The following is a 24,266-nucleotide window of genomic DNA, read 5'->3' as shown; positions in this document are numbered from 1 at the left end:
GTCCACCAATCTCACCCGTTATTTCTACAGGCATTATATAACACTTGGGGAAATCGCATCTGCGAAGTCTTGCAATCCCTCTTGACTCTGGCGATAATGAATGGGCACAAATTTCTCATGAAAGGTCTACCGCATGGCAACTATTCTTATTATCGATGATGAATCCGGGATACGCTACATTGCCAAAACCATCCTCAGTCAAAATCCCGGTCCTGAGCCTTTAACCATCCTCGAAGCATCAAGCGGATCGCAAGGTTTGGAACTGTTGACGCAATATCATCCGGATTTAGTCTTATTAGACTACCGGCTGCCGGACATGGACGGAGGCGAATGGTTGCAACAAGCCGAGTCGCTGTGGCCAACCGCAGTCCTTTTGGTCTCAGCCTCCTCCGAACTTGAACACATTGCGCATCAGCAAGCGTTAATCGTGGGCACTTTAGCCAAACCGTTCAAATTAGATAAGTTGCGGATTACGGTGCTAGACGCCTTATCGCGGGGGCTTCGCGGGGAAGTGTCACCGTAAAAATCGAACCACCCCCACACCGCGGATGATAGTGAATATCTCCTCCCATCATTTTCACAAATGTCGCCGTCACGTAAAGTCCGAGCCCCATTCCTCCCGAACCTGAACGGTGGGCAGGATCGGGCACCCGGGTAAATAATTCTTCAGCGATGGCCGCATCAACCCCGGGTCCTCTGTCCATGACGCGTAAGGTGACCCACTGATCATCGTTCTCGACTTCCACCGTCACCTGAGAAAATGGTGGCGAAAACCGTCCTGCATTGCCGATAAGCGCTTGTAAAATAGTCATTAAGATTTCATAGTTCATTCGTACCGGTAGACTCTCTGGCCCGACATAATCCCAATGGCAGTCAGGCCACAATTTTTTGGCTGTTGCCATTTCTGATTCCACCACTTTAATGAAATCCAGCGATTCCGAGAAATGGTCCCAGCCTCTCTTGGTTGCCTCACTCGCTCCCCAAATTTCCCGGATGAGACGGGACAAACGGAGCGCCTCACGCCAAATCAAATGAATATGTTTGTTCCATGACTCCAAATTGTCGGGCAGCGGAGTTGACTCCATCAACTCCGCCAATCCCTGAATAATCGTCACCGGAGTGCGAAATTCGTGGGCCACAAGCGACAAAAAGGATTCGTGGTATTGCTCGGATAAGACTTGCGAGGTCACGTCATTAAAGACGCAAATACGGCCTTGATAGACGCCCCTTAAGTGTACCGGTCTTGACATCCACCGCAAGTACCGTGTCGGTACCCCTTTTAATTCAAAGATCGCGTCGAAATCGTTATGTTGGGAATTGTTAAGCTGCTCCATGACCTGCTCGACCTTGTCTTCATCCAGAAAAATTTTCTGCATCTGCTGAACCATTTTTTTAACAGATCGGTCTCTAAGCGGCGGTTCGAGGTGAAAGAGTTCTAAAAATTGCCGGTTACAAACTTCGAGACGGTCCTCATAAACATAAGCATAGGCAGACTGGGTCATTGACGTAACCGTTCGTGCGACCACTTGCCGCAACGAATGGCTCTGCCATAATTCCGTCCATTGCCAGGCCAAAGCCAAGGTTCTGGCCACATTTTCCCATCGTTCGAGAATCACCTGGTCCATGGGTGGCGGATCGATCCACATGACCGTCAATACGCCTAATAAACAGGTGGGGACGCCAAATAAGGGAAAACTCGCCGTCCTCTTAATCCCTGTTTCTTGAGACCACTGACGAAATGGCGCATAGGAATGCTCGCATAAATGATCCAAAATAACCGGTTGGCCCGTCGTCCGCACCTGATTTAAATGCTCGTAAGCTTCAGGAGCTTGAAAAAGCTGTTTATGGAGAGCCCCATCAAGGCCCACGGAAGCAGCCAAATTCCACGACTTTGTCTCATCATTATTGAGCCATAACGACAACCCGGCCACGGGATAGATGTGGAACACTTCGTTTAATATCCACTGGGCGGTTTGGTCTTTTAGATGGACATGATCGACTTGTGTTACGAGAAACTGTTGTAGACGGGCAATAAAATCGAAGGCGTCGTCGCCCAACGATGCCTTCGAAGGGGAGCATTTCATAACATCCTCCTTCAAATCTCGACACTCAGGAGAGCTTCTCATAGGGAATATCCCTACTGATGAAGTCACAGACCGTTACCCGCTGTTACTTTTGCATTTTGGGTAATGACACCACAAACGCCGTACCCGGCGATAAATCGACAATATCAATAGTACCATGATGTTGCTCAACAATCCGCTGGCAAATGACTAATCCGAGTCCATGACCGTCGATTTTTGACGTATAATACGGTCGAAATAAAAAGGGACGGATTGTCTCATGAATTCCCATCCCATTATCGCTTACGCGTAAAATTACGTGTTCATCTTGCGCATTAACCGTGATATCAATATGGCCCCCAGGCAAAACGGCGTCAGCGGCGTTATGAAGAAGATTCCGGATGACCTGACGAAGTTGTTTCCGGTCCCCATGAATTTCACAGGGTTCCCCATGGATATTAAGCGAGATTTCTCTCCGGGTGAGAAAGACTTTGTAATCTTCTCCCACATCATGACACAATGCCGTTAAGTCAAATCCTTCCAGGCGACGGGTGCTTGAATACCCGCTTAACATATCATCTAGACGCTCAGCGATACGCATCATCAGTTCGTCCATTTTTTCCCACAGGGGATCAGGATGCTTTTGGGATAATAACTCTTGATATCCTGACAAAACCGTAAGGGGATTGCGAATTTCATGGACCGTAGCGGCGACAATCAGATCATCTTGCTGATCATGCACCATGTGCGCTAGAAACGCGGCCATCAACTTTACCCACGACATTCTCACCGGTTCTTTAAAGCCCAAACTGATCAGTCCCACATCGGTTTGTTCTCGGTAGACGTAACCCAGTGTTTGATTTTCACCGTATGTCCATTCACCCCATGTGACAAAATTAATCGGAATGCCAAAGCGGCGACAGAGCCGCCAAAATGATTCAACCACCTGCTGTTGTGAACTCACGATTATCCCATCTTCCTTTGTGTAATTTGGGACCGGTGATTTGGTGATGAGATGATACGAGATGAGTCTCTTGACGTATCACATCCTTTGATGATAATGACAGGTAATCCATCATGCGCCTGTGACTATGGGCTGATGGGTCCATGGTCTTTGAGTCCATCACCCGTTTGAGTGTTGAAAACCGTGAACGTTAAGGAGATCGTTATGCCGGTTTTGGATCTGTTTGCTGTGCAACCCTATATGGATCTCAGCGATTATGCTAACGCAACTGCATTTTACCACAAAATGGATCTTTTATTGCAGAAGGTCTCCCCTTATAGGCAGGCTGATATTCCCGCACTGGTGGTCTTCCCTGAAGACTTAGCCACTTTTTTGGTGCTTGCGGACAACTTGGATCTCATTGAAGGAACAAGGACCATGTCTGAAGCCTTTAGCCGCATAGGCCAAAGGCTGTGGCCGTCTTTGGCGCGTTATATGATCCAGTACCGAACCTTGTCATTACGCCAGGCATTTTTTCTCTTTAACGCGCCCAAGGTTTGGCGGATTTGGCAGACCACCATGAGCCAGCTGGCGCGCCAATATCATGCCTATATTGTTGCGGGCAGCGCGCTGTTGCCCATCAATGCCTTTGGCTACCAATCAGCGGCTTTTCGTCCTTTAAACAAAAACATATTTAATATGAGCATCATGCTCAATCCTTCCGGTGAGGTGATTCATATCACCCGTAAGGTGAATTTAGTGCCCACCCAAGAAGATGTGTTAGACCTTTCCCCAGGTCCCTTAGCTGAGGCTCTTAAACCCGTTTGGATAGAGGGAATTCCCTGTGCAACCGCCATTTGTTATGACGGCTTCCGTATTCCCCACACCAAGCGAGAACCTGGGTTTACCCCGCTACTGCCATTAATGGATCAAGAAGGCGTGCGCATTATTGCCCAACCGTCAGCCAATCCCTGGTGGTGGACTAAACCGTGGCCGTTTAATCCTGAGATTACGCGCCAACAGCAATGGACGACGGAAGGGGCTTTTAGCTTGCTTGAAAGCTTCGAGAATATTTCTATCATCATCAATCCCCAAATGCTCTTTCATGCTTTAGATATCCATTTTGATGGTCCGAGTGCCATTTATGGCTTTAGACAAGGGCAGGCACAAATCCTGGCACAAAGTTCTTTTGTATCCCCTGAACCCTCTTCCGAAGATATTGTGCATTTTCGTTGGCAGGATTGAATTGCCAAATTTTGTCTTTTAAGGTATGATATTCCTACGCACAAGGGGGAATATCCATGTCTATTCCACGCATCGCCATTTGCCAAATCGCCTATATGCGGGAGTTGGACAAAGCGCTGACACGGGCCGTTGAATGCATTCGCCAGGCTGCAAGCCGGGGAGCAGAGATTGTTGTGTTTCCGGAATGGTTTCTCGGATTAAATCCTGTCGAAGTCATTCCGAACCGGTTTACTGACAGTTTAAGCATCATGGCTCGCGAACTCGGCCTCATGATCATCACGGGCAGCTTGAGGGTTTTAGATAATGAATCCATTAAAAAGCAACAAAAAGGGCTCGTCATCGAACAAGATGGAACGATTGTGGGCACACAAGCCAAAATCATCTTTCAGCCGACAGAACGCCCCTGGTTTGAGCCCGGTTCGGGTATTTCTGTCATTCATACTCGTTTTGGCCGACTTGTGATTTTACTAGGTTTAGACGCCTTAGATGGCGACTTATGGGACAATGCGCGCAGTTATCAGCCCGATATGGTGGTGATGGCCACAAGTCCTCGCAATGTGGCCGAGCGTAACCAGTTACAAGAATTAGCGGTCAGTCACAGTTTGGACATTCAAGGCACGGTCGTCGTCTCCCCATTATTGGGCCGCTTTGCTGGACAAAATTATATTGGTGGCGCGGTGATTTCGCATAAAGGGCGATTACTCAGCATGGCAGGGGAAGAACCCACCCTGTTATTAACCGAAGACCCCCAGGCCCCCTTAATTCAGTTAGGCGTGACGGATGTCTCCTATTATATTCCCTTAACTCCCGCACCCCCAGGCCTCGCCTGCCATGCCAGGCGCGCCATTGAGCCAGAGGCCGAAAAGAAACTTTTACTAGACTGGGGAGCTTTACTCACGCATGAACCGCGCCTTATTGGCCAGCAATTGTTGCACGTCGCTCAAGATAACCCTCGTTGGCTCGCTTTAGCTCCGGGCATTCCAAATCAGAGTCATGATCTCGAGTCCCTTCTCGAACAGGGAGCCGCTGGAACCTACCTTTATCCAGCACTTCATCATCACCTGCCCTATGATCCGGAAGTATTGGCTTTGACCCCGGTTATTTCCCGATTTAAACGGCCCGTGGTTATCCATACCGGACCTGGTCCCATGCCGCTTCGGTGGGAATCGCCAATTTTTTGGGATGAGTTTCTACAAAAAATTCCCGATGTTCCCGTCATCATGGTGCATGCCGGAACCATGCCGCCTTTTTGGGACGAAGTCATCATGTTAGCCACACGTTATCCCCAGGTTTATTTAGAAACCTCTTTGCTCTCGGTCGAATTATTACAACGGACCATTAGCCTTTTAGGCCCCAACCGCCTCATTTTTGGCAGCGGCGGCGCAGAAAGTCATTTTTTGGAGGAATGGCAAAAACTTGAGTCTCTCAAACCCTTAGTCTCGGCCGTGGAATGGGCAGAACTCTCAGGTCAGCGCGCTAAAAAATTATTTTTCGATGCGTTAAGTCCTGTGAGTCAAAATAAGCTCACTGTAATCAGACGGCAAGGATAATACTCTCTTCGCATCACGAACATATTTTTCCACAGACTTATCAACATTTGTCCACAGTGGTGTGGATATTCTTGCAGATGCCAAAGTCATGATATCGCTCTTTCATAATCAATCAGATGTCCATCATCCAACTATCCATATCCGACATGCTTATCGTTCTAAATGACTAGAGCGAAGGCATCATTCTTTCCTGTTCGAAGACTCCTCTATTTTTAGCCCTCAAAAAGTTGCGGTATAATAATTCTGTAAGGAGGATTCCAAATGGAGGAGCCGGTCCTAGATAAAGTTCCGGTCGTCGATTTGCGGGGACAGATGTTATCACCGTGCAGTTGGGCAAAAGCGGAGCAAAATCTTCGTGATGGTTTAGCGCGCTTCATTGACGGTGTTCTCCATCTCAATTACCGTCCTCTCGCTTACCGGAAAATTTATAGGTTGGTTCGCCAACGTGATGGCTTTACCTGTGCATGGTGTCACGGTCCCGGATCCACTTTGGAGCATGTTCTCCCGATTTCCTGGGGTGGTCGAACCACCTTGGATAATTGTGTGATTGCATGCCGCTCCTGCAATCACTCCCGTAACAATGCCTTACCTTCACAATTCATCGCCTGGACAGGATTTAAGCCCACGCATCCGGTGATATTGAAAATTTTGCGCAATGAATCTGAGGCCTTACTAAAAGCCAAAGCCTCTTTAAGCTCTCGCCCTATCCAATCTTGTGCGAGTAAGGAGGAAGCGCAGATCTGGGTATCATTTCGGCAAGGTATCTTTGACACTGCCAGACCCAAGCCACCTCAAGAGCCTGTAAGCCGATTTCATCCCGATCCTCGGCCCTTTTTACAATTCTTCGTCCCGTAAAAATTCTATAATTCCTTCATCCTGCTGCCTCTAACCCGGTTGCCAGCTCCCTAAAACAGCTTGCGCCAGATTTTGTTGGGATTTTGGCACATGGATTTTAATGGCTTGCGTTTGATCGTGTCCCGTCCAGACCGCATAATAGGTAAAATGATTCGCTCCTTTGATTTGCCATTCATGAATGTTAGGGCCAACCTTCGGTAACTTTTTGGCGGTCGACGGAAGCTCTTGTGACGAAAAAGCCTTTAAGAACCACAAGCCATCTGCCGGACGCCCTTGTTCCAAATACGCTTGTCCATTATCTGTTGGATGCCACGTTGCAGGAATGGTTAAACTTTGCCCTTGATCATGCACCACTTTCCAACTGCCACTTTGTGTGCCAATCCAGATCGCCCCAATGACAACAATCCCGAATACTGCAGCACTGGCACTGATTATCGTCATTTTTTTCATCTTTTGTCAGTCACGGTGGAACATCCTCATCACGCAAAACGGGGACAAACACCGCATCCTCCTTTCATCTTTACCAGTAGTTTCAATAGCTTTCCTAATCTCCCGACAGGCATGCTTACCATGGTCATGATAGCACGTTCCCAAAACAGACGAAAACCCAAAAACCGGAAGAGGTACTGAGACAGCATGCAGAAAAGGATTCGCCAACTCATTTCTGAGACAAGAATCCCCATGAATGGGAAGAATGAGCCAAGTCCAATCTGTATGAAAAGAGCAATTAAAAAAACAGTAAAAATTAGTCGGATTCGCGGATAGGCACGGCATATGACTGCGTACTAAGATAAAAAATTGGACACGTTATCCCTAAAGATCTCGTGTCCCTTGATGCTGCCCAAATGATGATGACGACTTGATATAGGAGTGATGACACTGCAAACGCATTTAAAAAAGGAATTATCATTACTTGATTTAACCATGGCTTCTTTAGGTGCCATTATCGGCTCCGGATGGCTGTTAGCATCGCAAAGTGCGGCAGAGGGGGCGGGACCTTCTGCCGTGTTAAGCTGGCTTATTGCCGGCATTGTGGTCATGTTGTTAGGGTTGGTCTATGCGGAATTGGGTAGCTTTTTACCGGAGGCGGGAGCTATAGCCCGCTACCCCCAATATTCCCACGGACCTTTGGCCAGTTTCATCATTGGCTGGGCCGCCTTCGTCGCCTATTCGGCATTACCTGCTGTGGAATCTGAAGCGGTTGTGACCTATGCCCAAAGTTACATTCCCGCGTTTAAAGGCGCTCACGGAACCATTTCGTTATTGGGACTCATGACCGCCGCAGGCCTTATGATTGTGTTTTACACGATTAACTATTTTGGCGTCCGCACCTTTGCTCGGGTTAACACGCCCTTGACTTTACTAAAGTTCTTCATGCCGTCGTTAACGATTGTGCTCTTCTTTATTTTTGGCTTCCACGCCCGGAACTTCCATGTTGATGGATTTATGCCCGGCGGCAGTGCTGGCATGATGAAAGTCGTCTCCACGGCCGGGGTGGTCTTTTCGTATCTCGGATTTCGCCAGGCCGTCGATCTGAGCGGAGAAGCCAAAAATCCGGGACGTGATGTACCTTTAGCGGTTATCTTGTCGCTAATTATCGGCATTGCTTTATATACCCTGTTACAAGTGGTATTTATCGGCGCAGTCCCGTCGTCCGTCCTCGCTCATGGTTGGCAAAGCCTGTCCTATAGTGCTCCTTTTGCCCAGTTGGCCGTTACCTTAAATTTGGCCTGGTTTGGCGTATTAATTTTTGCCGACGCCATCATCTCTCCCTTAGGAACAGGCAATGTGTATATGGCAACGACTCCTCGAGTACTGTACGCTTTGGCCCAAAATCGTCATGTTCCAAAGATTTTTCGCAAAGTAGATCCCTTAACGGGGGTGCCCGTTTCGGCCTTAACGGCTGGACTTATTGTCGGGATTATTTTTCTCGCTCCCTTTCCCGCCTGGCAGGCATTGGTCGCGGTCGCATCATCAGCCGCCGTCTTAACATATATTACGGGTCCGGTTTCAGCGGCCGTATTTCGCCGCACGGCCATCCATCATGCCCGCCCGGTGCGTCTTGGCGGATTAGGGCTCATTGCCCCGTTAGCCTTTATCGGGGGATCATTAATCATTTATTGGACGGGTTGGAATACCAATGCACCCTTATTAGGCATAATTTTAGCGGGCCTGATTCTCTACCTGTTAGCGGGCTTCACCGCTCCCCAAGAAATTGCCCGCCCGGATAAACAATCCGTCAAATCGGCCGCTTGGCTTATTGTCTTCTTGTTATTTATGCTCGTCATGTCCTATATCGGATCAGGCATTTTTGGTTCACCCGCCAACCATGGGAAAGGCATTATCCCCTATCCTTGGGATTTGGTGGTCGTCGCCCTTTTCTCTCTCGCCTTTTATTACTGGGGAGTCCAAAGTGGCTACCGGACCAGGGACTTAACCGAACGGCTCGAGGAGTCTTTAACAGCCGGTAAAGAGGATCACGCATCATCTGTGGCCGATTTGCACCACCACCGCCACTAACATGCAAAACGGGCCTTAAAACATAACTTAAGGCCCGTTTGTCTAGCCAATAGTTCGTGAATTTGTGAATTACAACCGCATTAATCCGGGTGCCAAGAAGTAATACAAGAGTCCCACCACAATCAGCCAGGCTAAGACCACTAACGTCCAGCCCAAATTGTGGCGAATCACCGCCCCTTCACTCCGAACATATTGACTGGTTGAGACCCCGACACTCGCCGTTTGAGGCGCTATCGGCTTGCCGACTTCCGCTCCAACAGAGTTCAAGGAGGGAAGCAGCAAGATGGGAAATCCCAAGAGTTTGCCCACTAACGTTTGCATCACGCCAAACATGGCATTCGTTGAGGTATTACTCCCTGACAGGGCTACCCCAATCCATCCCAAAATGGGAGCTAACAAGATAAAGGCCGGTCCAATTCGGCTAAAGGCATACGCTAAAGAGGCCGCCATCCCCGAAAAATTAAAAACATCTGCTAAGCCGAAAATGAAAATGCCCACGACAATGGCTCCCCACATTTGATAGAGCGTTTTTTGAAAGATTTGTTTCAAAATGGCTGCCTGAGGTCGGACAAAGAGCAAGATCACGAGCCACGACGCCAAAATCGATGTACCGCCAACAAAAGGGGTAAAGCTAAACTCGACGTCCATGACCTTGTGAGAAATGGAAGAAATCCCGGTCACTTTCAAGAGGAGCCAGCTAATTTTCGGCAAGGGAGACCACGGCCCTGTCCATAACACCACCACAACAATCAAGACAATGAAAGGCATCCAAGCGCGCCATACCTCTTTGGCACTGAGCCGGGGCAAATCTGGACCCGCTGCCGCCACTTCATCCAGTTCGACGCCGCCATACCCTAAAATGTGACGCGGACGCCACACCCGCAAGAACAGCAACAACGCGCCAAAGGAAACCAGCGATCCCGTAACATCTGGCAAATAGGGTCCCACCCACTGCGATACGGGAAATTGTCCCAAAATATAGGATAGCGATCCCACCACAGCCAGAGGCCAGCCATCCCGTAAGCCTTTTTTCCCGGTGACTAAATAAATGAGGAGCCACGGCGGCAATAAGGCCAATAGGGCCACAATTTTCCCAACAGAAGCCGACAAGCTTAATAACGGCAGCCCGGTGACTGCCGCCAGCGCAATGATCGGTACGCCTAATGCGCCATAGGACACCGGGGCATTATTCGCAATGGCGGCCACGCGGATGGCATCTAATTCGACAATGCCAAACCCAATCAAGATCGGCGCCATGACGGCCCAGGGATAGCCAAAGCCGACCAATCCCTCAAGCAGTGCTCCCAGTGACCACGCTAACAAAATGGTTTGCACGCGAATATCGGCCGTCGCTTGACTAATTAACCAGGTTTTAAACGTGTCAAATATTCCCGTTAAGGTCAGCGTGTTGAAAATCACCACGCCCCACAAGGTAATCCAATCAATATCCCAAAAGCCCGTCAGGCTGCCTAAAAAATAGGCATGAAGTCCTGTGCCTAGGGGCATTTTCCAGACCCCAATCGCCATGGCGAGGGTGACGATGGATCCCACGATCACCGACAACCAGGCCGTAATGCGAAAACCCGCCAATAAGGCCAGCAGCACCGCAAACGGAATGAGGGCTAAAATAGCGGTCAAAGCGACATGATGTGCGGGATTTAAGATTTGATGAAACACCATTGTGCCTCCTCTTATCATCGGCGTAGTTCATGCGCTAGGAATAAAACGATCGAGCAATAGTTGACTGAATGTTCTTTCTTTTTTGAAGCTGGTAAAAGAGGGTTTCCCCTCCTTTAACGTCCGGTTTTCAATAACTTTTCATAAGCGGGTAGTGTCAAAAAGTCCACCCACTGGGGCGACAAGGCGACCTCCCGGAAGAGTTCCACCGCTTGCGGCAGATATTCCCACTGCTCTCCCCATTGCTGAACACCCTGTTGGATCACCCGATCGACCGCCTCGTGGGTCAAGGGACTGTGATGATCTAAAGATGCCCCGTGTAACACCCACTGCCATACCTGCGCGCGAGAAATTTCCGCGGTGGCAGCATCCTCCATGAGGTTATAGAGTCCCACGGCCCCATTACCAGCAAACCATGACGCCAGGTACTGGATGCCAACCGCCACATTATTAACCAAGCCTTCTTCGGTTCTCTGGTCCCCAGGTACCCTAAAGTCCAACAAGTCATAGACACTCACATGCACATCATCCCGCAACCGGTGCCTTTGACTTTTGCCCTCCCCAAGGGCTTGGTTGAAGACATCCATCGCGACCGGCACTAAATCAGGATGCGCCACCCACGTGCCGTCATATCCGTCACGGGCTTCACGCTCCTTGTCCTCGCGCACCTTAGCTAAAGCCACCTGGTTAATTTCCGGATGGCGCCGACTGGGAATAAAAGCGGCCATTCCTCCAATCGCATAAGCCCCCCGGCGATGGCAAGTCCGCACCAAAAGTTCGGTATAGGCCCGCATAAAGGGGACCGTCATCGTAATTGATTGACGATCGGCTGCTAACACATCACCCCGGTGGCGAAATTTCTTAATAATGCTGAACAGATAATCCCATCGGCCCGCATTTAAACCCACGATATGATCTTTAAGCGCCCACAAAATTTCCTCCATCTCAAAAGCCGCTAAGATGGTTTCAATGAGCACCGTCGCTTTAATCGTTCCTGGGGCCAAGCGTAACCTCTTCTCGGTCCAATCAAAAACATCATTCCACAATTGTGCTTCTTCCATATTTTCTAACTTCGGCAGGTAAAAATAAGGGCCACTTCCCTGTTCAACGAGATGGTGTCCATTGTGAAAGACGTAGACGCCAAAATCAAAAAGCGATGCGGACATTCGCTCACCATCTACAAGAACATGGGCTTCGTCCAAATGCCAACCCCGGGGTCTCACTATCAAGGTTGCCAGATGGTCTTTTAATTGATAGTGATCGCCCTTGGGCGAGGTATAAGTCAGTGTGCGTGCTATCGCCCGGGTCAGGTTGATTTGACCTTGAATCATATTCTGCCACCAGGGACTATTGGCGTCCTCAAAGTCGGCCATAAACACTTTAGCCCCCGAGTTTAGGGCATTGATAATCATTTTGGCATCTGTTGGGCCCGTGATTTCCACGCGCCGATCTAAGAGATCATCAGGAATATTTCCGACTTCCCAATCTCTTTGACGAATGGCTTCGGTGTCCTTGCGAAAATCTGGCCTTCCACCCTTAAGAAGGTCGTCTTGAATGGATTGGCGGCGCTGGAGCACCATGCGGCGGCGCTTTTCAAATTGGGCATGCAGTTCACTTAAGAAGCTTAACGTGTCCTCGGTCAGAATCTGGTCTTGTCCCGGGACATCCGGACCGTTGATGATCACTGCCATGGGATTCCCCTCCATAAAAGGCCTTGAATCAATGCTGTAATGATGAACCACCCGTATATTAATGACACATCAAGGGGTTCATCTAGTTATTTGGGGCGAAATGCCAAGATGATGAGGCCAAAAGAAGGAGAACGGCAACCAATAACCCAAACGTACCGGACGAAATGAATGCGGGTAACACGCACAACTCCTCCACCACATTAAGGACCATGACGGGACATGTATGAGACTATGCCTTGGATGCCAAAGCTGATTCAGAAATCTTTTTAATCAATTGCAGTAATAAGCGCTGTTCATCGACGGACAGCGCTTGGAGATGATCATGCCAAATCTTGCGGCGGATGCCCCGCAATTCTTCCACCATCTGTTCGCCTTTCGGGGTTAAGGACAGTAAATGACGGCGGTGATCATCTGTATCTTGTTGTTGCTGAAGATATCCTTGATTGCGCAGCCGCCGAATGACGGACGAGGTCGCAGGCCGCCCCACTCCCATCTTATCGGCTAAATCGGAAGCACTCATCTGACCATGGCGGGATACAATCATCAACACGCGCACCTCAGCGCCATTAAGAGAGGAAAAAGATGCCTGAGCACGCCATCGCCAGCCTGTGCGGATGAACCGTTCGACTTCAATGACAAGCTCGTCTAAAATATCGGGTTCGGCCAATATATGCCTCCTTCGTCTCCTTCTTCTAGTTCCTTATCGGGTTTTACCTGTTCTTAACGTTTTCTCTTCGTATTATGCCATATTCCTTTAGTCTTCTCATGGTGCATCAATCAAGACCATTCACAAAGGCATCCACAACACAATAATTCCCATGTTTTTCTCTATAGATTGAGGCGGGATAAAGTCACCACTCTCAACTATCTTTCTTTACTCTTAACATGTCTTGGGCAGCCCCGAAATCTCCTCCCTGAGTCATCACCAGCAAATTGAAGGCAAAAATAGTTCACTTTATGAACTTTTTTCAGCAACTCTTCAGGCACTAGCAACAACTTGGAAACAACTCTTGGGTTTACTATATAGGGGCGTTAAACCAAGCCCCACAAGTTGCTGAGGAGTGTGACACCGTATGATGAAATCCATCACAATTCTGGCCGCTGGCCTTTTAGTCGCGGGAGGCGCTTCACTCACGGGTGTTCTTCATGGGGAAACGCCTGCAGGATCAACGCTTCAAAATATAGAGCTGTCTGCTAATGCTAAGGCTCCCGCGTCAAATAGTCAGAGGCACAGTTGGCATCACGGGAAACACGGTTTCGCTGGCCGCTTCATGATGGTCGACGCGGCCAAGGCGCTCAACATCTCACCGAGTATGCTGAAAGCGGATCTCAAAGCGGGGGATAGCTTGGCCACTATTGCCCAGGATCATGGGTCTTCGACTACGGCACTAGAAAATACCCTGCTAGCCGATGCCAAAGCCCGGATTAATCAGGCTGTGTCCGCTGGCAAACTGACCCAGACTCAAGCCACCAAGATTGACGCCCATTTGAGTACCCGCATTGACCGCATGGTTACCCACCCAGGCTTTATGCATGGGCCATGGAGCCATAAGCGGCACCATTTCGGCCTGATGGGACACGTTCTTCCCACCGTGGCTAAAGACCTGAACATCTCACCGAGTACGCTGAAAGCGGATCTCAAAGCGGGGGATAGCTTGGCCACTATTGCCCAGGATCATGGGTCTTCGGCTACGGCACTAGAAAATATCCTGCTTGCCGATGCCAAAGCCCGGATTAATCAGGCCGTATCGGCTGGCAAAATGAGCCAGACTCAAGCCAGCCGGATCGAGACCCATTTGAGCACCTGGATCGACCAGATCGTCACCCACCCAGGCTTTATGCATGGCCCGTGGAGCCATAAGAGGCACCATTTCGGCCTGATGGGACATGTTCTTCCCACCGTGGCTAAAGACCTGAACATCTCACCGAGCACGCTGAAAGCGGATCTCAAAGCGGGAGATAGCTTGGCCACCATTGCCCAGGATCATGGATCTTCGGCTACGGCACTAGAAAATACCCTGCTAGCCGATGCCAAAGCCCGGATTAATCAGGCTGTATCGGCTGGCAAAATGACCCAGACTCAAGCCACCAAGATTGAGGCCCATTTGAGCACCTGGATCGACCAGATGGTCACCCATACGGGTATGCCGATGCATGGAGCGTGGAACCACCAAGACTTCCACAAATTCTCGTCATCCACTCACGCCTCATAAACTCTTTATCACAACAAGCCACGAACGTGTTGTCCTCTTCCCCCGTGGCTTGTTTTTCTCTCCCCAGATACTCCCTTCTTGGGGTTAATGAGTAACGCGGGGATAGTCATCATCACGCACCATTTATGCAAGAATGCCTGGCGCCCTACAAACCTTGACGCCAGGCATTCCATGTTTTGGTCTTTGCCAAAGATCTTACATGCTTTCCGGAACCGAAATTCCTAAATACTGTAGACCTGAAGAGATCACGATTAATGTAGCTTCACTTAAGGCAATCCGGGCCATACTGAGAGCCGGATCCTCTTCCAAGATGCGGTGTTGCCGATAAAAAGAATGAAAAGCCCCTGCTAACTCGGTCAAATATTTGGGCAAGTACTGCGGTGCTCGGTCAATCGCCGCCCGTTTCAGGACATCCGGAAACCGGGCCAAGACAAATAATAGGCGGCGTTCTAAAGGAGCTGATAATAAGGCCGGATTCCACGTAAAAGGTTCTTGATGACTTTGCCGCCACTGGCGAAGCACACTATGAATCCGGGCTGCAGCATACTGAATATAGTAGACCGGATTTTCATTGCTCTTCAATTCCGCCAACCCTAAATCAAAGTCCATTGGGGTATTCGGAGCGCGCTCCAAAAAGAAATACCGGGCTGGATCCACTCCCACTTCTTCAATAAGATCTTCCAGGGTTACAAATTGTCCACCCCGTTTGGACATGCGCACCACTTCATTGTCGCGAACAAGCCGAACCAGTTGAATGATCATAATTTCGAGATGATCTTGAGGAAATCCCAAAGCCTGAACCAGGGCCCGCATTCGGCCAATATAGCCATGATGGTCAGGACCTAATAAATCAATAACCCAGTCATAGCCCCGCTCAAATTTTTGTGCATGATACGCAGCATCCGGGACAAAATACGTGTAACTCCCATCGGATTTGACGAGGACCCGGTCTTTGTCATCCCCAAATTGCGTAGAAACAAACCATTTTGCCCCGTCTTCTTCTTTAACAAAGCCTAGACTCTCCAACCGGGCTACAATGGCTTCAGGCGCTTTTTGATCACGTAAATCCTTTTCATATGTCCAGTGATCAAATTCCACACCGAAATGGCGCAAAACGTTTTCTTGCACTTGGCGCAAATAATTGGCGCCAAATTGGCCTAGTTCCTCATAGACGGAGTCACTGGGTTCTGGCACCGTAAAATCAGGATGGGCCTGAAGAAATTGTTTAGCCACATCAATGACATATTCTCCTGGATAAACACCCTCCGGCCATGATAGGGTTGGTTCACCATGAAGCTCTTTAATGCGCAGATAAATGGCCTGCCCCAGTTTCAAAATTTGGTTACCGGCATTATTAACGTAAAATTCACGGTCAGCACGAAATCCATTGGCATTGAAGATTCGGGCCAGGCTGTCGCCGACAGCGGCCGCCCGGCCGCTGACAATCACCAAGGGTCCTGTGGGATTGGCTGAGACAAATTCAATGAGAACCCGCTGGCCCTGGCCCCAGTCGCTGTGTCCATAATCGGAGCCTTGCACGCGAATATCATTGACCACCTGAGCCAGCCATGCGGTGGAAAGAGTAAAGTTTAAGAATCCTGGTCCGGCTGCTTCCACTTCCGTTACCAGATCACGCAGATGAGACGCCAGACTTGACGCCATGTCTTGTGCCAACAGACGAGGGGCTTTCTTGGCCTCTTTCGCAATCCTTAAGCAGATACTAGATGTTAAGTCGCCATGCCCCTCCTCAGTCGGCACATCCACTTCAATCCGGTCCTTTAGGGCGTCTAATCCTTCTTGTTGGAGCCATGCCGTAATCGCCCGAGTAATCGCCTCGCGCGCGTTATCCAAACGGGATGTCACGAGTACTTCCCCCCTGTTAGCCTATTGCCAATAATGCTTCCCGGACTAATTTGGCGGCCAACACAGCCGAGCGCTGGGACAAATCGTAAGCGGGCATCGTTTCCACTAAGTCCATGCTCACAACTTGAAGACCTTTGAGCAATCGAACAGCTTCAAGCGCCTCACGCGATGAAATCCCGCCGGGTTCTGGCGTTCCCGTTCCGGGCATAAACGCCGGATCAATCACGTCAATGTCTATAGTGACATAGACCGGGCGGCCCTGCAACTCAGGCAGGACATGCTTTAAGGGGTCTAACACCTCATGCGGGTACAAATGTCCAAATTCCCGGGCAAATTGTACTTCATCTCGAGTCCCCGAGCGGATGCCGAATTGATAGAGATTACCTGGTTTGATCCATTCGCAGATGCGCCGCATCACCGTGGCATGAGACAAGGTTTCCCCCATATAGTCTTGGCGCAGGTCGGCATGGGCATCAAAATGCACAATCACCAAATCGGGATACCGCTTGACCAAGGCTTGAACGAGGGGAAGACTGACTAAATGCTCGCCCCCCAAAGCAAAAAACCTTTTATCTTCAGAAATCACCGACCAGGCAGCTTGATGGATTCGTTCCAGGCTTTCTGTCACATTTCCAAAAGGCAGTTCGACTTCCCCGGCATCATGTACCTTGATCGTTTCTAAATCCCGATCTTGGGCTAATGAGTATGTCTCAATGGCATAAGAGGCTTCCCGGACCCGGGAGGGGCCAAAACGAGATCCCGGCTGAAAGGAAACGGTAAAGTCCATCGGGATACCAAAGTAAATCCAATCAGCCGCGTTCCATTCGCTGTTCATACCAAGAAATGTGTCCGTTTTGCTAAATAACGTCGTCACCGAATTAAATCCTCCACAAAACGGGGCAACTGAAAACAGCTGGTCTGAATTTCAGGGGTCCAGTAACGCGTTTTAAACGTGGCCTGCCTCGGTTTTTGTAAGGGCTTTTTGGACCCCAATGTAAAGCTCCAGAGTCCTGAAGGATAGGTGGGAATGCTGGCCAAATAAAGGCGCGCCACGGGAAACGCTTTGGAAACCCCGGCCATAACCCGTTGAATAATGTCAGGCTCTAAAAATGGCGATTCCGATTGCGCCACCATAATCCCATCAGGACCTAATGCGTCATAGATGCTTTGATAGAATTCCGGAACAAATAGTCCCTCAGCCGGTCCCACAGGATCCGTCGAATCCACCATAATGACATCATAATCCCGGGCTTCTTTCATCCAAGCGATGCCATCGGTGAAATGTACTTTGGCCCGCTCATCATCCAGTGCTTCAGAAATTTCGGGTAAAAATCGCTTGCTGGCTTCGACGACTTTCTCATCGATTTCAATGAGATGCGCCTCTTCAACACTCGGATGCTTCAAAATCTCCCGGATGGCACCGCCATCCCCGCCCCCTACCACCGCGACTTTCTTGGGATTGGGATGAAGAAGGAGGGGCACATGGGTAATCATTTCATGATAGACAAACTCATCGACAATGGTGGTTTGAATCGCCCCATCTAAGACCAGCATGCGGCCATATGCCTCAGTTTGCAATACCGCTAATTCCTGGTATGGGGTCTTTTCATGCCATAGCACATCCTCAATCCGGAGCCCTAGGCTCACATTACGGGTTTGAAGCTCAGTAAACCACGTATTCATCAGTCATCGTCCTGCCTTTCCCAACGCCAGTCAAGGACTGGTGGTCTAACCAAATTGTTCCGTTCCCCTTAGTACCACAACGCTACGGCGGCAAATGCACAACCGATGGATTGCACCTGGTGTTCTTTCGCCCGCACTATGACGCGTTTGAGTTCCCTTTGCCGTTGCCGAAACGCCGCGCGCACCATTTCTGTGACGGTCTCTTCGGCTTCTTGTTGCCCACAACGCCCAGAAAATTCCATGATAACACCATATTCATCCTGTTCGCCGATTCCCACCGCAACGGCTGCCGAAATCGTCTCACCCGCGATCTCGGATGTAATGGTGCCATAGGCTGTCGGCATTAATTGCCCCGGGATAATCTCCAAGTGGGGCACTTCAATAGCATTGGGAGGAAGAATCGAACTGACACGGATCAAGTTGACATTCCCAATACCAGCAGCTAACAATGCATTGTCAAACGCGTTTAAACGACTGGGTCCTTCGGCCGACCCTGCAATTAATGTAAATTTCTTCGGTGTGTCTAGCACCAGTGTGCCTCCTTATGCGGACAAATTTCCTTGCAAATTATAACAAACGCCGTCAAGAATACAATGTTTCTGACCGCATTCCGCAAATAAACCGTAAATTCACGTCGGAAGGCTGCTGACAATGACATTGTGGCCGTTTAGCATCTTTTCATGCACGTTTATGCGTTTTTACGCGACTCCCCTCAGCTGCTTCTTCTGTCCGTCCATTTAATGGATCAAATGTTTTTTGTACGACCAGCAATACTAACCAGGGATAGCCTTCCTGGAGAAAGACGCTGTTAGGAGGATAATGATGGAATCGAGGCGGGAACGGCAAAGACACCGTCCCAAGTTCATGCAACGGGTCAAAAAGAAAATCGTCAATACTGCGGCCCTAGTGAGTCTCCCAGCCCTCGTCATCGGCGCCACGGTTTTGGTGTTACCAGTGGCCTGGTTAGCTTTGCCCATCCCCGAGCTTCCTGCCGATACGATGATCTATGACCAGCATGGGCAGCTGGTCTCCGTACTCTACGGCCAAAAAAATCGCATGCCAGTACCCTATCAACAAATTCCTCCAGCCATGCAAAATGCCCTCGTGGCCATTGAAGACGACACCTACTGGATTGAACCCGCGATTGATCCCGTTGGCATTGTCCGAGCAGCCATCGTTGATCTGACCAATGGCAAAATTCTTCAAGGCGGAAGTACGATTACGCAACAACTGGCCAAGAATTTATATTTAAGTAACCAACGCACCTTCTCGAGGAAATTCAAGGAATTATTGATCACTCTTAAGCTGTCAACAATGTTTGATAAGCGCCAAATTCTCACTATGTACCTCAATGACGTGTATTTCGGTGAAGGAGCTTACGGCGTTGAAGCCGCATCGGAGATTTATTTTGGTCATTCCGTCAAATCGCTGACGTTACCAGAAGCCGCTTTATTGGCCGGTTTGGTCAACGCCCCCACCTATTATGATCCCTATATTCATCCAGGAGCCGCCCTAGCAAGACGTAATCTCGTGCTCCAGCAAATGGCTAAACTTCACTATATTACGCTTAGGCAAGCCCTTATCGCCGAACAAGCCCCATTAAACTTGTGCCGTTCAACCCCTCTGGGTGACCGGGCTCCTTACTTTACCAAATTTATTGCCGATGAGTTAATGAGCCTTTCCCCACACATTGGACGTCACCTCTATGACGGCGGCTACCGGGTTACCACCACTATGGATTGGCACATGCAACAAGCCGCGCAAAACGCCGTTGCCTGGTATATGCCGAGTACCACCGATGTGAACGGTGTGCCAGAACCAGAAGTCGGGCTTATCGCGATGAATCCTCAAAACGGCTATATTGAGGCCTTAGTCGGTGGGGATGATTTTGCCAAAACCTCTCTCGACCGGGCAACCAAAGCGGCTCGCCAACCCGGATCGACCATGAAATATTTCTTATATACCACGGTCATTAACGACGGATATCCCACATCTTCGGTCAAAGATTCGGCTCCCGTCCGTTTCCCAGCTGGCCACGGCAAATGGTATGTCCCCCACAACTTTGGACATGTCTATAACGGGCCTTTAACCATACGTCGGGCCATTGCGTATTCCGATAATATTGTAGCGGTCAAATGGATGAACACGGTGGGTCCGCCAGCGATGATTCATATGGCCCATGAAATGGGCATTGAGAGTCCTTTAGCGGACAACCTGACCACAGCACTCGGATCTTCCTCTGTCACGCCTTATGAAATGGCACGAGGAGTCAGTACCTTGGCTAATGGCGGTAGCCGCGTGCGACCTTTTGGTGTCCTTAAGGTCGTCAATCAAAATGGGCAAGTGATATTTCAAGATCACCCGCATTTGACCCGGGTCTTAAGTCCCCAGGTCGCTTATGTGGTCACGAATTTGTTCACAGCCCCTTTATTAAATCCCCAAGGGACTGCGCACGATCTTCGGTCAATTATTAATCGACCCGCAGCGGCCAAAACTGGGACCTCCTCACAACAACGTGATGCCTGGTTGGTCGGTTATACCCCCCAGCTCGCTTCCGCCGTGTGGGTGGGCAATGACAATGATTCTCCCTTAGGTCTGACCGGTGATTTGGGCGCCGGCCCCATTTGGGCACATTTTATGCGCATGGCGCTATCCAACCAACCCAAGTTGACCTTTAAACAACCGCCGGGCATCGTCTGGAAATCGGTCTGTGTCAGAACAGGCTTATTGGCCAATGGCTGTTGTACATCCTACCGCGAAGTGTTCATCAAAGGACATACGCCTACTGAGGTCAGTCCAGGCTGCTCAGGGGATTCTTCCAGTGGGACCAATCCCAAGTCAAAGAAGAAGAATTCCCCACACCAAGGAGCTTCTTCAAACGAACAATTGCTTAAGCAAATTTTGAAGTCGCTCACACCTTAAATAAAGAATTGACCTTCGATCACCGGCGACACGCGACCGCCCACTTCAAGGGAACCCAAGGAGAGGGCGTTAAGACGGACATGAATTTCCGAGGGACGCCCCATATCCTGCCCTTGTTCGACCACATACCGGCGAATGGCCGTTTCTCCTGCACTTTGCAATAAATACGTACCAAAGCCTGCCGCGGCCGATCCGGTTGCGGGATCTTCACCTTCGTGGCTAAAATACCTGGCCCGGTAATGTCCTGCCCCCACCATGGCTAGGATATAGAGACCTTGGACATCTAAATCTTTTTGAAGAGCCTTGATGCGCGGAAATTGCGCCTCCAGTTCCGGCAAGATATGGGGATTGTTAACAAAAACAATCAACTGATCTAACCCTGTGCCACATGCGGCTGGGGGCATCATCTCATTCAAAAATAAATCATTTACCCCTAAGGCGGCGGCCAACCGGGTCGCATTCACAGGCAGACTGCGCACATGGCCCTTTGGCGGAATCATCCATACCCACTCTTGATCATCTTGAAAACAGGAGGTATCTCCAGCGTGAGTGGTTTGAATTCCCTGCCCATTCAACAGCCCTTTGGCTTTTAGCACAAAGTATGTCCCTAATGTCGGATGACCTGCAAAAGGCAGTTCCTGATAAGGCGTGAAAATTCGGACCCGGTAATGACCTTCTTGATCCGGTTTGGTGGTCACAAACACAATTTCGGATAAATTCATTTCTCGTGCAATGCCCTGCATCGTGTGAACGTCAAGAGAACTGGGAACATCATAGAATACGGCTAGAGGATTTCCCCCTAACGCACGACTCGTAAATACGTCCACCTGCATAAAAGGCAATTGTCGTTTCGGCACGAATATTCTCCTTTGTCATTTTTGCACGCTGTCTCGATTACAGTCCATTATACGATCCCAAATACGCATTTTCGGGATATCCACGCTGCTCCCAATATCCTAATACGTCTTGGTCCGCAAAATCTATCTTATACAACCATTTTATGGATTTATATCCATACATTCCCGGAACCAAAAGACGAAGCGGGAATCCTTGGGACTGCGGTAAGGGGCGGTGATCGATCTGCCACGCTATTAGAGGTTGGTATTGGTGGATTTGTTCAGCACTTAAGGATTCGGTATATACCCCATCAGCGGAATAAAAGAGCACCCACGGCTTTTCTTTTGGATCCCATCCCTTGCTCAACAAAAACTTTTCCAAGTCAACCCCTAAAAAACTCACCCCGTCAACAGCCCAACCCGTTACGCATTGAAAATTGATCTTGCGCTCAATCATCGGCAGAGCCTTAAACTGCTCGTAACTAAGCCGTATGGAGTTTCCTGGCACATTCACTTCCAAATGATAGGTGGCGGGATCAATTGCAGGGTAGCCATTTGTCACGGTATAGGGCACGAAGCCTGGCAACGCCCCTTGCACCTCACCTTGTTGAATTGTCCGCCCGCTCACCACTTTGGCCAGTGACGGTAAGGACCACAGGACGGGCAGCGTAGCGGCTGTACCAATAACCCATCCTAAGAAATGACGCCGAGCCAAAGACAATGTAAAAGGTTTTTTCTTGCCAATGCGGATGGGAATATGCGCAACTAAATGCCATACAACCCAGCCAACAAACACAAAGGCAAAAATTGCGTGAGTCACCGTAGCAATCGACCGGGTCCATGAGGGTCCAATTAAGAGCCCAACTCCACTTATGAAGAGCATGACGATGAAAAAATAAGCCCAACGGGTAAATCCCGGCGACTTGGCCGGCGATTTCGTGGGCCAAGGATAAAACATGCCACCAAGACCTAATACCGCCAAACCATAAAATAGTCCGCCCCATTCGTGAATAGTTTGGACCAGGGCAAAATGATTGCCAGCAGCTTTCCGCCACTCGGGCAAAAATAACCCGAATCCGGTTAATACAATCAATCCCAAAATGGCTGCATGTCGCCAGTGACGCCGGTAAAACGGACTCATGCTCATCTCGCGCACTCCTTCGGTTATATTCTTACTTAGGAATACGACAAGATGTCATGCAACGGATGTTATTTCCCTAAAAATCGTGGATGGCGGAGGAGCCACAATTTTATCGCATCACATTCTTGGGCTAGAGATATTTGCCAAATGGCCAGCGCATGAAAAAGGGCCTGCCATTCTGGCGCAAACCATTCGGCGCCAGAGGCTTCTTCTTCCGCTAAGAGATCGGCAAGCCCTTGAGTATAGGGGTCATGCATCATGTTAAGAGCGCTCCTAATCCATGTCCCGCAGCTATGCCAATAATTATAGCTATGGCCGTCACAAAGAAAAACTGCAGACCGCCTTTGATCCAAGACGTCCTCCCCACGATCGATTTGAGGACACCTAAGGAAAATGCGGCTACTGAAGCCAAAACGATAGCCCAGGTCAACGCCGTGGTCGTATTAGTATCGATAACAAACGGAAGAACGGGCGGTAAGGATCCTGCAATGACCGCTAAAGTCATAATCAAGGCAGAGGTCCAAGGATTATCCATGCTATCCAACACAATTCCCAATTCTTCTTTCATCATAAAATCCACCCAGCGATCTTTGTCGGCGGTAATGTGCCGTGTCAACATTTCCACTTGATCATGAGAAAATCCTTGTGCCCGGTAAATACTTTCTACTTCAGCCACTTCTTCTTGCGGAATCTCGTGAACCTCCCTCATTTCGCGAGAACGCTCAGCCAGAAAGTACTCGTTTTGGGCCACCGTGGATAAATATTGCCCTAAACCCATTGCCACCGATGCCGCCACCACCGCCGCAATAGCCGCTACCAAAATTTGATGAGAACCCATATGCGAGGCACTGACCCCAACAACAAGTCCCGTAATGGATACCAGACCATCGTTCACGCCAAAGACCACTTCCCGGATAGAACGTGCTTGCGGCGTATGGCGCACTTTTTCTGAGTGCCCAGTTGTCTTAAGCGGTTGCACCGGATAATCCCTCCTCCCTATTGTCTGTCTCATGGAAACTGGATAGCGCAGTTGTTTATCTTCCAGCGCCATTATACGGAGAAGG

Annotated in this window: 21 protein-coding genes; 7 read left to right on the top strand and 14 right to left on the bottom strand. The window is 49.5% G+C overall.

Going from position 1 to position 24,266, the window contains the following annotated elements:
* Window positions 1-133 precede the first annotated feature (133 nt).
* Window positions 134-523 (top strand): response regulator, encoded by a 390-nt coding sequence (locus tag B8987_RS07685; RefSeq protein ID WP_020375501.1) that lies wholly within the window; start codon window positions 134-136, stop codon window positions 521-523.
* Here the strand turns inward: B8987_RS07685 and B8987_RS07680 are convergent.
* Together B8987_RS07680 and B8987_RS07675 are read right to left on the bottom strand one after the other, a co-directional pair.
* Window positions 471-2,084 carry a sensor histidine kinase gene (locus B8987_RS07680; RefSeq protein WP_020375500.1) on the bottom strand — a complete coding sequence of 538 codons (1,614 nt, stop codon included), beginning with the start codon at window positions 2,082-2,084 and terminating at the stop codon, window positions 471-473. The two genes, B8987_RS07685 and B8987_RS07680, sit on opposite strands and share 53 nt — an antisense overlap.
* Before the next feature lie 85 nt (window positions 2,085-2,169).
* Window positions 2,170-3,027, bottom strand: a complete 858-nt coding sequence (locus B8987_RS07675; RefSeq protein WP_020375499.1) for a sensor histidine kinase — start codon at window positions 3,025-3,027, stop codon at window positions 2,170-2,172.
* Window positions 3,028-3,231: 204 nt separating this feature from the next.
* On the opposite strand from B8987_RS07675, the gene B8987_RS07670 reads away from it, so the two are divergent.
* The 3 genes from B8987_RS07670 to B8987_RS07660 all read left to right on the top strand — a co-directional run bounded on the left by B8987_RS07670 (window position 3,232) and on the right by B8987_RS07660 (window position 6,656).
* A complete protein-coding gene (locus B8987_RS07670) occupies window positions 3,232-4,251 on the top strand; it encodes a carbon-nitrogen hydrolase family protein (RefSeq protein ID WP_020375498.1) in 1,020 nt (339 codons plus the stop codon).
* A 56-nt stretch (window positions 4,252-4,307) separates the two neighbouring features.
* On the top strand, window positions 4,308-5,801 hold the full coding sequence (locus B8987_RS07665) for a nitrilase-related carbon-nitrogen hydrolase (RefSeq protein ID WP_020375497.1): 1,494 nt from the start codon (window positions 4,308-4,310) through the stop codon (window positions 5,799-5,801).
* Between the two features lie 261 nt (window positions 5,802-6,062).
* Window positions 6,063-6,656 (top strand): HNH endonuclease, encoded by a 594-nt coding sequence (locus B8987_RS07660; protein ID WP_020375496.1) that lies wholly within the window; start codon window positions 6,063-6,065, stop codon window positions 6,654-6,656.
* A gap of 30 nt (window positions 6,657-6,686) precedes the next feature.
* Here B8987_RS07660 and B8987_RS07655 read toward each other — a convergent pair whose 3' ends face one another.
* The gene (locus B8987_RS07655) at window positions 6,687-7,097 is read right to left on the bottom strand and encodes a hypothetical protein (RefSeq protein ID WP_139793496.1); all 411 of its coding nucleotides are present in this window, start codon (window positions 7,095-7,097) and stop codon (window positions 6,687-6,689) included.
* 432 nt (window positions 7,098-7,529) lie between these two features.
* Between B8987_RS07655 and B8987_RS07650 the strand changes: the two genes are divergently transcribed.
* Window positions 7,530-9,176 carry an APC family permease gene (locus B8987_RS07650; RefSeq protein WP_020375494.1) on the top strand — a complete coding sequence of 549 codons (1,647 nt, stop codon included), beginning with the start codon at window positions 7,530-7,532 and terminating at the stop codon, window positions 9,174-9,176.
* A 69-nt stretch (window positions 9,177-9,245) separates the two neighbouring features.
* Here the strand turns inward: B8987_RS07650 and B8987_RS07645 are convergent, their stop codons facing one another.
* The 3 genes from B8987_RS07645 to B8987_RS07635 all read right to left on the bottom strand — a co-directional run bounded on the left by B8987_RS07645 (window position 9,246) and on the right by B8987_RS07635 (window position 13,211).
* On the bottom strand, window positions 9,246-10,856 hold the full coding sequence (locus B8987_RS07645; protein WP_242940645.1) for an L-lactate permease: 1,611 nt from the start codon (window positions 10,854-10,856) through the stop codon (window positions 9,246-9,248).
* A gap of 113 nt (window positions 10,857-10,969) precedes the next feature.
* Entirely contained in the window at window positions 10,970-12,544 is a 1,575-nt protein-coding gene (gene aceB, locus B8987_RS07640) for a malate synthase A (protein ID WP_020375493.1), read from the bottom strand.
* A gap of 229 nt (window positions 12,545-12,773) precedes the next feature.
* Window positions 12,774-13,211, bottom strand: coding sequence for a MarR family winged helix-turn-helix transcriptional regulator (locus tag B8987_RS07635; protein WP_020375492.1), 438 nt, complete (start codon window positions 13,209-13,211; stop codon window positions 12,774-12,776).
* Between the two features lie 406 nt (window positions 13,212-13,617).
* Between B8987_RS07635 and B8987_RS07630 the strand changes: the two genes are divergently transcribed.
* A complete protein-coding gene (locus tag B8987_RS07630) occupies window positions 13,618-14,757 on the top strand; it encodes a hypothetical protein (protein WP_020375491.1) in 1,140 nt (379 codons plus the stop codon).
* Window positions 14,758-14,952: 195 nt separating this feature from the next.
* Here B8987_RS07630 and argS read toward each other — a convergent pair whose 3' ends face one another.
* From argS to B8987_RS07610, 4 genes are all read right to left on the bottom strand, one after another.
* Window positions 14,953-16,620, bottom strand: a complete 1,668-nt coding sequence (argS, locus tag B8987_RS07625) for an arginine--tRNA ligase (RefSeq protein WP_020375490.1) — start codon at window positions 16,618-16,620, stop codon at window positions 14,953-14,955.
* A gap of 16 nt (window positions 16,621-16,636) precedes the next feature.
* The gene (gene speB / locus B8987_RS07620) at window positions 16,637-17,494 is read right to left on the bottom strand and encodes an agmatinase (RefSeq protein ID WP_020375489.1); all 858 of its coding nucleotides are present in this window, start codon (window positions 17,492-17,494) and stop codon (window positions 16,637-16,639) included.
* A complete protein-coding gene (gene speE, locus B8987_RS07615) occupies window positions 17,491-18,303 on the bottom strand; it encodes a polyamine aminopropyltransferase (protein ID WP_020375488.1) in 813 nt (270 codons plus the stop codon). Before speE ends, speB begins: the two co-directional genes overlap by 4 nt.
* Before the next feature lie 68 nt (window positions 18,304-18,371).
* Complete coding sequence (locus B8987_RS07610) at window positions 18,372-18,833, bottom strand: pyruvoyl-dependent arginine decarboxylase (RefSeq protein WP_020375487.1); 462 nt, start codon at window positions 18,831-18,833, stop codon at window positions 18,372-18,374.
* 289 nt (window positions 18,834-19,122) lie between these two features.
* On the opposite strand from B8987_RS07610, the gene B8987_RS07605 reads away from it, so the two are divergent.
* Entirely contained in the window at window positions 19,123-21,225 is a 2,103-nt protein-coding gene (locus B8987_RS07605; RefSeq protein WP_100217907.1) for a transglycosylase domain-containing protein, read from the top strand.
* On the opposite strand, the gene B8987_RS07600 is transcribed toward B8987_RS07605, so the two are convergent.
* The 4 genes from B8987_RS07600 to B8987_RS07585 form a co-directional block, all read right to left on the bottom strand.
* Window positions 21,222-22,082 carry a PhzF family phenazine biosynthesis protein gene (locus tag B8987_RS07600; RefSeq protein WP_020375485.1) on the bottom strand — a complete coding sequence of 287 codons (861 nt, stop codon included), beginning with the start codon at window positions 22,080-22,082 and terminating at the stop codon, window positions 21,222-21,224. The genes B8987_RS07605 and B8987_RS07600 overlap by 4 nt on opposite strands.
* Window positions 22,083-22,119: 37 nt before the next feature.
* Window positions 22,120-23,208: a molybdopterin-dependent oxidoreductase gene (locus tag B8987_RS07595; protein WP_020375484.1), complete on the bottom strand. Its 1,089-nt coding sequence runs from the start codon at window positions 23,206-23,208 to the stop codon at window positions 22,120-22,122.
* 62 nt (window positions 23,209-23,270) lie between these two features.
* Window positions 23,271-23,462, bottom strand: coding sequence for a hypothetical protein (locus B8987_RS07590; RefSeq protein ID WP_020375483.1), 192 nt, complete (start codon window positions 23,460-23,462; stop codon window positions 23,271-23,273).
* Window positions 23,459-24,181: a VIT1/CCC1 transporter family protein gene (locus B8987_RS07585; RefSeq protein ID WP_020375482.1), complete on the bottom strand. Its 723-nt coding sequence runs from the start codon at window positions 24,179-24,181 to the stop codon at window positions 23,459-23,461. Before B8987_RS07585 ends, B8987_RS07590 begins: the two co-directional genes overlap by 4 nt.
* Window positions 24,182-24,266 lie beyond the last annotated feature (85 nt).

The sequence above is a fragment of the Sulfobacillus thermosulfidooxidans DSM 9293 genome (genome assembly GCF_900176145.1).
Lineage (GTDB): Bacteria > Bacillota > Sulfobacillia > Sulfobacillales > Sulfobacillaceae > Sulfobacillus > Sulfobacillus thermosulfidooxidans.
Note: the sequence above shows the minus strand (reverse complement) of the source record. Positions and strands in the feature narration are given on the sequence as shown.